Raw genomic sequence first — 9,558 nt, 5'->3', positions numbered from 1 at the left:
GGCCTGGTGGGCGGGGCGGGCGGCGGCGCTGTCGCCGCGCACACGGGCGAGGCGCAGTTCCCGTTCCAGCAGGGCCGTCTTCCCGCTTCCGGGGCTGGAGAGCAGATTGACCACCGTGGTGCCACGGGCGGTCAGTTCGGTGCGCAGGATCTGTGCCGCGGCCTCGTTCTTGGCGAGGACGGCACGCTGGAGATCGACGGCTCGGCACATGCTCAGCTCTCCTCGGTGATCGGTTGGCGATGTCGCGCCGCTTCGGGGTCGGCCCAGCGGACCTCGCGGATCTGGAGCTCGCGGCCGGCGACGAGCTCGTCGGCCGCGGCTCCGCAGCCGGGACAGAGCAGTCGCGGCGGCATGCCGACCGCCCAGACCTCGGCGCACGGTTCGCAGCGCGCGGTGCCCGGGACGGTACGGGTGATCAGCTCGGCGCCCTCGACGACGGTTCCGGCGCAGGCGAGTTCGAAGCAGAAGGCGAGGGCGTCGGGGACGACGCCGGCCAGTTCGCCCACGTCCAGCTCGATGCTGCTGACACCGACGGCCCCGCGGGACCTCGCCGCGGCCTCGACCTGGTCGACGACGGCGACGGCGAGGGACATCTCGTGCATCGGTCTCCGTCCTGGGCGCGGGGATGGGTCTCGGGCGCCATTAGAGGACGGGCGGGCGCGGGGCTCCGCCCGGCGCGCCGGGACCGCGCGGCGGTGTCGTCCGTTCGGTGCAGCCGCTCCCGCGCCGGGCCGGGTGCGTCACGACCCGAGCCGCGTCACCGAGGAGCGTCACATCCTGCTGATGCGCAGATAGCGCCGGAGGTCGGGGAGGACTCCCACGACGACGGCCACGACGGCCAGGGCGGCGGTGACGGCGGCGGTGGCGCCGAGGACGCTCTTGTGCATGGTGCTCTCCGTTTCGGTCTTCATACGGCGGCTTCCTGGCGGACCAGTTCGGTGACCATGCGCACGGCTTCCGGCACGGCGGCGGCGACCTGCGGGCTGAGCCCGATGCCTTCGTCGAGGGCGGCCGGTTCGCAGCCGACGACATGGATGCGCCGTGGTGGTGCGGCTCCCGTTCCCGCGCACAGGGTGTCGAGCAGGGCGAGGACGGCGTCGGGTGTCATCCGGTGGCCGTCGAGCGGCGCGGGCGGCTGTCCGGAGCTCGCCTCGCCGGACGGCGAGGCGTCGATCAGGTACAGCGTTCCCGGTTCGCCGCCGCGGGCGGTGACGTCGACGAGGACGAGGGTGTCCCAGCCGTCGAGGAGCTGGTAGGCGAGGTGGACGCCACGGACTCCGACGTCGACCAGCTCGACGGTCGGCGGCAGTTCCTCCCGGGTGAGCCGTCGCACGGTCTCCACCCCGAAGCCGTCGTCGCCGAGGAAGATGTTGCCGACCCCGGCCACGAGGGTGCGCCCCGTCGCGGGCGCGGGGCCGTTCACCGGTCCTCCAGGGCTTCGACCTCGTCGGGCTGGAAGTAGAGGTACCGGCCCTGTTCGCGGCGGATGTCGGCGCCCGGGTCGTCCTCCACGGTCACGGCGATGTGCACCCCGCCGTCGACGTCGTGCAGGACCGCCTCGACGAGGGCGGCGCGGCCGTCGAGGAACAGGTCCTGGGCGTCGGTGCGGCGCAGCCGTGGGCGCAGGACGACCCTGCTGCCCGCGCGCACCGCGCGTCCGTCGACGAGGACGTGGTCGCTGCCCGGATCGACACCGGTGTCGCCTCCCGGGTCCCACCAGGGGGTGTCCGGTTCGAGGACGCTGCGGGCGGGCTCCTTCGGCCCGGTGACGCTCTGGAGGCTGCGTACGGCTCCGTGCAGGCGCTCCAGGACCTCGGGCGGCATGGTGTCCGCCAGCTCGATGACGGCCGCGGCGCGGGCGTCGGTGCCCCGGGCCTCGCGCTTCTCCTCGTCGGTGAGGGCCGCGGTGCGCAGGGCGAGGATCTCGTCGATCTCGGTCGCGTCGTAGAGGGCTCCGGGGCTCTCGGGCGCGATGGCGGGGTGGTCCTCCAGGATGATCGGCGAGGAGAGCATCAGGTCGTCGCGGCCCGGTTCGCCGGCCAGGACGGGCCAGGTGTGCAGGTTGCGGCAGGCGGCGACGGCGCCCTTGGCCCATTCAGGCGGATCGGTCATCGAGAGGAACGACCCGCCGTCGAGGCGGAGCAGCGTGTGCGTGGCGACGAGGGAGTACGGCAGTGCCGCGTGGCGGTCGGTGTCCCGCTCGGCGGTCCAGGCGCTGGTGTTCTCCACCGTGACGGAGAGGCGTTCGACGCGGTACGGGCCGTCGAGTTCGGCGGCCGAGATCCGCAGCGTGCCGCTGATCTCCTCGCGCCGACGGACCAGCCGGCCGAGGACGCGTCCGTCGGTGCCGGTGACCTCCTCGACCTCCTCGGCCGCCGGCCGTGCGAAGGGCAGGGCCGCGCCGTCGCCGCGCAGTTCGGCGACGGGGACGACGAGGGTGACCCGCTCCTCGACGCCCTCGTCCCAGGCCACCAGGACCCGGTCGGCCAGGTGGAGTTCGCCGGTCGGGGCGTACGTCCCGTCCTCGCGGAGTTCCTCGACGGTACGCCGCTGGGCGCGCAGGAAGCGGACCTCCACGGCGAGTTCGGCGCCGGTCCTGGGCTCCATCAGGCACTCGGTGTGCTGGAAGTCGTGCTCCTCGGCGGCGGCGCTCCAGGACGGCGGCACCAGGACGCCGAACTGCCAGCGGAGCCGGTTCTTCGCGGCGGAGGCACGGTACGGGTAGAGCACGTACCCCTCGAAGAGGACGGCGTCGGCGACGTGCCGGGCGACGGCGAACCGCGCCTCGGTGCCGGGGGTGAAGGCGACGGTGGTCATCGTGTCCTCTCCCCCGCCTCTTCCAGCAGGGACTCGACGGTGGCCTGCCAGGACGGGAGCGCCCGGCGGGAGCGGTAGGCGAGCAGGGCGTCCATCGCGTCGCCCGGGAGCCGGATCCATCCGCAGCCGGGGAAGTGCTGGTCGATCATTTCCCGCCAGACCTTCACGGGCATCCGGTACGCGACCTCCTTGTCCCAGGGCACGGGCTCGACGTGGAAGCCGCCGGCACCGGTGAAGGCGGTGCCGGAGAACAGCAGGAGCAGCGGGACGTCGCCGTCGGCGAGCGCCCGGAAGTAGCGGGACGCGGCGATGTCGGTGTCGTAGGTGCACGGGACGACGAGGTCGGTCTCGATCTCGCCGGTGAAGCCGGGCACCATGACGGAGGCCTGGGCGAACTGGACCGGGTTGAGGCTGCTGCCCCACCGGGAGCGTTCGCCGAAGAGGTCGCCCAGGGCCTCGGCCTCGTGGTCGTCGTATCCCCGCCGGGCGGGTTCGATACGGATCTGGCAGCGCAGGGCCATGGCGTGGACCCGGGTGTCGCCGGTCGCGGTGATCCGCAGGCGGAACACGAGGGTGGGTCCGGCCGCGTAGGCGTCGGCACGGACGTCGGTGCAGCTGAAGGAGAACTCGGTCACGGCCGGCTCCCGTGCGGTTCGCGTGCCAGACCGCGGACGCGCGTGAAGAGGGCGTCGAGGTCGGCCCTGGCCTCCGCGCCTCCGTCGAAGCCCTGCCAGAGCAGTCGCATGCGGCCCACCAGTTCGTAGCAGATGTCGATGGGCACGAGGAAGCACTCCGTGCGGCCCTCGTGGCGGCGCAGCAGCAGGGCTTCCACGTCGGGTTCGAGGTGGGCGGCCAGCTGTGTGGCGTCGAGGACGGACCGCCAGGCCGTCTCCTCCAGTTCGCTCTCGGTGGCGCCGGCGGGGCTGGGGTAGAGCGCCACCGGCCGGTCGAGGGCGGAGTTGCGGAAGAAGAAGGCGACCGAGACCGGGATCCGCAGCGACTCCCACGCCTGGTCGTCGATCCGGTGTCCCGGGTCGCTCAGGAAGCGGCCGGGGACCGCCCGGAACCGGCTCTGGGAGCCGGCGGAGCGGTCCATCAGCTGTGAGCACGGGCCGCAGGCGCAGACCAGGGCCCGCTTGTCGACGTCCACCAGATGCGGGTGCCGCTCGTCCGCCAGTCGGGCCCCGCACATCTCGCAGCGTTCCTCGCGGGGCGGTCGCGGAGTGGTGAACCGGCGCAGGCCCGTGGGCCGTGAGGAGCGCACGGTGCCGTTCGGGGGGCCGCTCACGAGGCGGCGGCCGATGAGCGGCCGTCCGCGCCCGCGAGCGCCGGACGGGTGCCGATCTGGAGCGGTGCCGGCTCGCGCGGTGCCGCGCTCTGGAGCTCCACACCGGTCACCTCGGGGGCGAAGCACGCGAGCGCGTCCACGGCCGCCTGCCGGACGGACTCCTCGGTACTGGGGCAGCCGCAGCCGGACGAGGCCGCGACCCGCAGGCTCAGCACCCCCGTCGCCGCGTCGAACCCGGCGTTCTCCACCGGCTGCGACAGAGCGGACAGGGCGCGGTCGATACGGGTCGGCGCGTCCTCGGGATGCAGTCCGTGCAGATTGAGGAGGCTGGCGACGAGTTCGTCCGCGAGCAGCGGGCCGAGCGGGTCGGCGGGCGGGCCGCCGGCGGGGCGGCCGAGGAGGTCGACGACGCGGGCGAGGCCGCTGCCGTAGAACTCCATGAGGACGCGTACGACTTCCTCGGCGGCCGCGCTCGCCTCGGCGTCCCCGTGCTCCGCCAGCCGGTCGAGGACCTCCTCGACCCGTCGGCCCGCCTGTTCGGCGGTGGTCGCGCTCATCCGGCCAGACCGCTCAGACCGGTGGGCACGTGCATCTGCTTCACGGTCCTGCCGTTGCCCGTGTACATGTGGACGCCGCACGGCAGGCAGGGGTCGAAGCTGCGCACGGCGCGCATGATGTCGATGCCCTTGAAGTTCTCGGGCGTGTTCTCCTCGAAGATCGGGGTGTTCTGCACGGCGTCCTCGTACGGACCGGGGGTGCCGAACGTGTCCCGGGTGGAGGCGTTCCACGGCGTGGGCGGGTACGGGTGGTAGTTGGCGATCTTGCCGTCGCGGATGACCATGTGGTGCGAGAGGACGCCCCGGACGGCCTCGGTGAAGCCGACACCGATGGACTCGTCGGGAACCTCGAACTTCTCCCAGGTCTGGGTGCGTCCGGCGCGGATCTCCTCCAGGCCCTTCTCGGCGCAGTGCAGGGCGACGGCCGCCGCGTACGCCTGGAAGTAGGTGCGGGCGCGGTTGCGCTCCAGGGCGTTGCTCCACTGCGGGATCTTCCACTCGAAGGTGGTCTCCGGCTTGGTCATCGTGCGGGGCAGGTTGATGACGACGCTGTGTCCGGTGGCCTTGACGTAGCCGATGTCGACCAGGCCGGACAGGGCGGTGGACCAGAGGCGGGCGATGGGGCCGCCGCCGGTGTCCAGGGCCAGGTGGTCCTTGCCGTCGAACCACCGGGGGGACATCACCCAGCTGTACTTGTCGTCGAAGTTCCGCTTCTGCGGGGCCGGGATGGTGTGCTGGTTCCAGGGGTGACGCGGGTCGACCGGGTTGCCCAGCGGGTCGTGCGTGACGAACTGCTCCTGCCCCTGCCAGTCCTCGTAGTACGAGCTGCCGAGCAGGATGCGGATGCCGAGGTTGATCTCGGTGAGGTCGTTGGTCACCAGCTTGCCGTCGACGACGACGCCCGGGGTGACGAACATCTTCCGTCCCCAGTCGGTCATGTTGGCGTAGGTGAAGTCGCAGTGCTCGGGGTCGTTGAGCGCGCCCCAGCAGCCGAGCAGGACACGGCGGCGGCCGACCTCCTCGTAGCCGGGCAGCGCCTCGTAGAAGAAGTCGAAGAGGTCGTCGTGGAGCGGGACGACACGCTTCATGAACTCCACGTAGCGCATGAGCCGGCTCATGTAGTCGGTGAACAGCTGCACGGACGCGACCGTGCCGACGCCGCCGGGGTAGAGCGTGGAGGGGTGCACATGGCGCCCCTCCATCAGACAGAACATCTCGCGCGTGTAGCGGCTGACCTGGAGCGCCTCGCGGTAGAACTCGCCCTCGAGGGGGTTGAGGGAGCGCATGATGTCGGCGATCGTGCGGTAGCCGTGCTCGGCGGCATGCGGGGCCTCGGTGCGCTCGGCGAGCTCCAGGACCCCGGGGTTGGTCTCGCGGACCATCTTCTCGCAGTAGTCGACCCCGACCAGGTTCTCCTGGAAGATGTTGTGGTCGAACATGTACTCCGCGGACTCGCCGAGGTTGATGACCCACTCACCGAGGTGCGGCGGCTTCACGCCGTACGCCATGTTCTGCGCGTACACGGAGCAGGTGGCGTGGTTGTCACCGCAGATGCCGCAGATGCGGCTGGTGATGAAGTGCGCGTCGCGGGGGTCCTTGCCCCGCATGAAGACGCTGTAGCCGCGGAAGACGGAGGACGTGCTGTAGCACTCCGCGACGCGCTTCTGCTTGAAATCGATCTTCGTGTGGATGCCGAGGCTGCCCACGATCCGCGTGATGGGATCCCAGGCCATCTCCACCAGTCCGGAGCCGTCACCCGTCGTCTTCGCCGGAGGTGCCATGGTCGTTGCGGTGCCCTTCGTGAGCTCTTCGACTTCGCGAACAGTGGAGTGGATGGGGGGTCTAGCGGGGGGTGTGGTGCGAGGGCGAGACGGTCACCAGGGCGGCCGGTAGCCGGTGGTGATGCGCTCGCCGGTGTGCCGCCACTTCGGCTCCTTGTCCACGGTCTTCGCCGTGATGGTGCGCAGGCGGCGGATGACGGAGCCGTACACGCCGCTGGCGGTGCTGGAGACCTTGCCGCCGGGAGGCTCGTCCATGAACGGCATGAACTTGTCGGGGAATCCGGGCATCGTGCATGCGATGCAGATGCCGCCGACGTTCGGACAGCCGCCGATGCCGTTCATCCAGCCGCGCTTGGGGACGTTGCACTTGACGACCGGTCCCCAGCAGCCCAGCTTGACCAGGCACTTGGGCGAGTCGTACGTCTCGGCGAACTGGCCCTGCTCGTAGTAGCCGGCCCGGTCGCAGCCCTCGTGCACGGTCGCGCCGAACAGCCAGGTCGGACGGAGCTTGTCGTCCAGCGGGATCATGGGAGCGGAGCCGACCGCCTGGTAGAGCAGGTACGTCAGGGTCTCCGCGAAGTTGTCCGGCTGGATGGGGCAGCCCGGCACGCAGACGATCGGGATGCCGGCCTGGGACTTCCAGTCCCATCCGAGATAGTCCGGCACGCCCATCGCGCCGGTCGGGTTGCCCGCCATGGCGTGGATGCCGCCGTACGTGGCGCAGGTGCCGATCGCGACCACCGCGAGCGCCTTGGGCGCCAGCCGGTCGATCCACTCGCTGGTGGTGATGGGCTGGCCGGTCTCCGGGTTGTCGCCGAAGCCGCACCAGTAGCCCTCCTGCTTGATGGCCTCGTTCGGGATCGAGCCCTCGACGACCAGCACGAACGGGTCGATCTCGCCGCGCTCTCCCTTGAAGAACCACTCGATGAACGTGTCGGCGCCGCCCACCGGGCCGCACTCGAAGTCGATGAGCGGCCAGTGGACCGCGATCCTCGGCAGTCCCGGCAGCCCGGCGAGGGCGATCTCCTCGATGCTGGGCTGCATGGCGGCGGTCAGGGCCACGGAGTCGCCGTCGCAGCTCAGACCCGCGTTGATCCAGAGAATGTGGATCGGCTTCTCTTCGCTGCCGGGGGCGGCACCCTGGTCCTCGACCGGGGCCGGCGTTACTGCACTCATGAGTCGCCTCCTGAGGAGGGATGGGGCGAAGGGCCGTCTTCGGGCCCACGTCTTGCTTAACAGTCGGCCGATCCCGCCGCGCCCGCACCTGGGCCGTCCGGGGATTGCGCTCGCGGGGCCTCCTTTCGGGCGAAGGCCCGGCGCAGTGCGTGGTAGGGCGCGGCGGGATCGTCGAAGACCCGACGCATCCGGCCGAGCTCCTGTTCACGGTGGGCGGCAAGGGGAGTCGCCGCCTCACGGCGCTCGTGTTCCGTCTTCTTCTGCGCGACGCGCAGCGGGAGACCGGGACGGGATGCCAGGTGGGCGGCCAACCGGGTGATTTCGTCGGTGAACTCCGCCGGCCCGCAGTCGACGACCCGGTCGACCAGGCCCATGCCGAGCGAGGCCGCCGCGGACACGGGCCGGGCCTCCTCGGTGAGCCGCGCGGCCAGGGCCGGTCCCACCTTGCGGGGCAGGGTGTAGGTCCAGTACTCCGACCCGTACAGGCCCATGCGCCGGTAGTGCGGGTTGAGTACCGAACCCGAACGGCACCAGACCTCGTCGGCGGCGAGGGCGAGCATCATGCCGCCGGCGGCGGCGTTGCCGCCGATCGCGCTGACGACGAGCCGGTCGGTCGTGGTGAGGACCGCCTCGACCAGGTCGTTCATGGCGTTGATGTTGGCCCAGGACTCGGCGGCGGGGTCGGCCGCGGCCTCGATGACGTTCAGATGGATGCCGTTGGAGAAGAAGTCGCGCTGCCCGCCGAGCACGAGGACGGCGATGGGACGCGTGAGGGCGGCCTTGTAGGCGTCCAGCAGTCGGCGGCACTGGTCGGTGCTCATCGCCCCGCCGGGGAAGGCGAAGGACAGGACCCCGACCGGCCCCTGCTCCCGGTAGCGGATGTCGGACCAGGTCCGCCCGCCCGGTACCGGTTCCGCCGGCGCCGGGAGTTCGGGGAGGTCCGGCAATCGCCCGGCGAGGGCCAGTGTGGCGGGGAGTTTGCAGGCGCGCGGCCGACCGGCGCCGGTGCGGGCGCGAAGCTCGGGGATCCACACGGCGCCGTCCGGCGTCGCGCGGCAGACCGCGCCCGCCCGGGTGGCGACCAGCTCGCCGGGCCGGCCGCGCAGGCCGTCCTCGGCGTGGCCGCCGTGCAGGAACCACTCGGCGCCGAGCAGGTGGTCGCGGACCCCGGGCTGTGAGTCGGCGGCCCGCAGGATGCGCAGCACGGTCTCGGTGGAGTCGTCGCTCCAGGAGATCGCCCGCTGCTCCTGGCGGAGCGTGGGACGGGCATGGACAGCGCCGGTCTGCGGCCGCGGCGTGTACCCGGCGGCGACCCGCTCGACGGCGAGGAGCACGGCGGTCACGGCGGCGTCGGACAGTTCGTTGCGGTACAGATCGCTCTTGCCGACTTCCGGTACGCGGAAGGCGACGGACGCCCAGACGTCGCCGGCGTCCATCTCCTCCTCGGCCTGGAGGACGGTGACGCCCCACTCGGCGACGCCTTCCTGGACGGCCCGGTCGAGCGACGACGGCCCCCGGTCGCCCACGGGCCCCGGGTGCACGATCAGACAGCGGCGCGCGGCCCACACGTCCCTGGGCACGACGGTCCTCAGCATCGGGGCCACGATCAGGTCGGGCGCGTGGCGCGCGACGGCGTCGCGCACGGCGGTCCCGTCCGGCGTGACCTCCACGGGAACGGTGTGCCCGCGGTCCCGCAGCTCGACCAGGACGCGCTGAGTGAGGCTGTTGAAGCTGCTGGCGATGAGCAGAATGCGCATGGCGGCCCTTCCGGGTTGCTGCGGACGGTACGCCCCCCGGAGAGGACGGTCCACCGAACCGTCAGCGATCATCCGGCACCGCAGGCCGTGGGCGCGGGCGACGGAGCCCTCACCTCACCCGTTCGAGGCGCGCGTCCCACCGATTGGCGGGCGGTACCCCACGGATGGCAAAGGGCGCGCGG

At 71.9% G+C, this 9,558-nt stretch carries 10 protein-coding genes and 1 pseudogene; all 11 read right to left on the bottom strand.

Translation table 11 applies throughout. The annotated features are described in order from the left end of the window. Positions 1 to 216, bottom strand: a pseudogene (locus tag ACFQ7Q_RS36610) (hydrogenase accessory protein HypB); the annotation flags it as partial. Continuing rightward, on the bottom strand, positions 213 to 602 hold the full coding sequence (locus ACFQ7Q_RS36605; RefSeq protein ID WP_383563103.1) for a hydrogenase maturation nickel metallochaperone HypA: 390 nt from the start codon (positions 600 to 602) through the stop codon (positions 213 to 215). The gene ACFQ7Q_RS36605 and the pseudogene ACFQ7Q_RS36610, both read right to left, overlap by 4 nt. Positions 603 to 770: 168 nt before the next feature. Next, positions 771 to 911, bottom strand: coding sequence for a DUF6893 family small protein (locus ACFQ7Q_RS36600; protein ID WP_329112758.1), 141 nt, complete (start codon positions 909 to 911; stop codon positions 771 to 773). Beyond that, positions 908 to 1,423 (bottom strand): hydrogenase maturation protease, encoded by a 516-nt coding sequence (locus tag ACFQ7Q_RS36595; RefSeq protein ID WP_383563099.1) that lies wholly within the window; start codon positions 1,421 to 1,423, stop codon positions 908 to 910. Before ACFQ7Q_RS36595 ends, ACFQ7Q_RS36600 begins: the two co-directional genes overlap by 4 nt. Beyond that, positions 1,420 to 2,817, bottom strand: coding sequence for a hypothetical protein (locus tag ACFQ7Q_RS36590; RefSeq protein WP_383563097.1), 1,398 nt, complete (start codon positions 2,815 to 2,817; stop codon positions 1,420 to 1,422). Before ACFQ7Q_RS36590 ends, ACFQ7Q_RS36595 begins: the two co-directional genes overlap by 4 nt. Further along, the gene (locus ACFQ7Q_RS36585) at positions 2,814 to 3,452 is read right to left on the bottom strand and encodes a DUF6084 family protein (protein WP_383563095.1); all 639 of its coding nucleotides are present in this window, start codon (positions 3,450 to 3,452) and stop codon (positions 2,814 to 2,816) included. Before ACFQ7Q_RS36585 ends, ACFQ7Q_RS36590 begins: the two co-directional genes overlap by 4 nt. After that, positions 3,449 to 4,105 carry a DUF5947 family protein gene (locus tag ACFQ7Q_RS36580; RefSeq protein WP_383563093.1) on the bottom strand — a complete coding sequence of 219 codons (657 nt, stop codon included), beginning with the start codon at positions 4,103 to 4,105 and terminating at the stop codon, positions 3,449 to 3,451. Before ACFQ7Q_RS36580 ends, ACFQ7Q_RS36585 begins: the two co-directional genes overlap by 4 nt. After that, positions 4,102 to 4,662 (bottom strand): hypothetical protein, encoded by a 561-nt coding sequence (locus ACFQ7Q_RS36575; RefSeq protein WP_383563091.1) that lies wholly within the window; start codon positions 4,660 to 4,662, stop codon positions 4,102 to 4,104. The genes ACFQ7Q_RS36580 and ACFQ7Q_RS36575 overlap by 4 nt, the downstream gene beginning before the upstream one ends. Beyond that, the gene (locus tag ACFQ7Q_RS36570) at positions 4,659 to 6,443 is read right to left on the bottom strand and encodes a nickel-dependent hydrogenase large subunit (protein ID WP_383563089.1); all 1,785 of its coding nucleotides are present in this window, start codon (positions 6,441 to 6,443) and stop codon (positions 4,659 to 4,661) included. The genes ACFQ7Q_RS36575 and ACFQ7Q_RS36570 overlap by 4 nt, the downstream gene beginning before the upstream one ends. A 93-nt stretch (positions 6,444 to 6,536) precedes the next feature. Beyond that, positions 6,537 to 7,619: a hydrogenase expression protein HypE gene (locus ACFQ7Q_RS36565; protein ID WP_383563086.1), complete on the bottom strand. Its 1,083-nt coding sequence runs from the start codon at positions 7,617 to 7,619 to the stop codon at positions 6,537 to 6,539. A gap of 56 nt (positions 7,620 to 7,675) precedes the next feature. Continuing rightward, positions 7,676 to 9,376: an enoyl-CoA hydratase-related protein gene (locus ACFQ7Q_RS36560; RefSeq protein ID WP_383563083.1), complete on the bottom strand. Its 1,701-nt coding sequence runs from the start codon at positions 9,374 to 9,376 to the stop codon at positions 7,676 to 7,678. Positions 9,377 to 9,558: the final 182 nt, after the last annotated feature.

Origin of the sequence: Streptomyces sp. NPDC056527, assembly GCF_042794475.1 — a bacterium.
In the GTDB taxonomy this organism is placed as follows: Bacteria; Actinomycetota; Actinomycetes; order Streptomycetales; family Streptomycetaceae; genus Streptomyces.
Note: the sequence above shows the minus strand (reverse complement) of the source record. Positions and strands in the feature narration are given on the sequence as shown.

Coding starts and splice junctions, on each gene's coding strand:
- ACFQ7Q_RS36605 (WP_383563103.1), bottom strand. CDS start 602: ATGCACGAGATGTCCCTCGCCGTCGCCGTCGTCGACCAGGTCGAGGCC.
- ACFQ7Q_RS36600 (WP_329112758.1), bottom strand. CDS start 911: ATGAAGACCGAAACGGAGAGCACCATGCACAAGAGCGTCCTCGGCGCC.
- ACFQ7Q_RS36590 (WP_383563097.1), bottom strand. CDS start 2,817: ATGACCACCGTCGCCTTCACCCCCGGCACCGAGGCGCGGTTCGCCGTC.
- ACFQ7Q_RS36575 (WP_383563091.1), bottom strand. CDS start 4,662: ATGAGCGCGACCACCGCCGAACAGGCGGGCCGACGGGTCGAGGAGGTC.
- ACFQ7Q_RS36570 (WP_383563089.1), bottom strand. CDS start 6,443: ATGGCACCTCCGGCGAAGACGACGGGTGACGGCTCCGGACTGGTGGAG.
- ACFQ7Q_RS36565 (WP_383563086.1), bottom strand. CDS start 7,619: ATGAGTGCAGTAACGCCGGCCCCGGTCGAGGACCAGGGTGCCGCCCCC.
- ACFQ7Q_RS36560 (WP_383563083.1), bottom strand. CDS start 9,376: ATGCGCATTCTGCTCATCGCCAGCAGCTTCAACAGCCTCACTCAGCGC.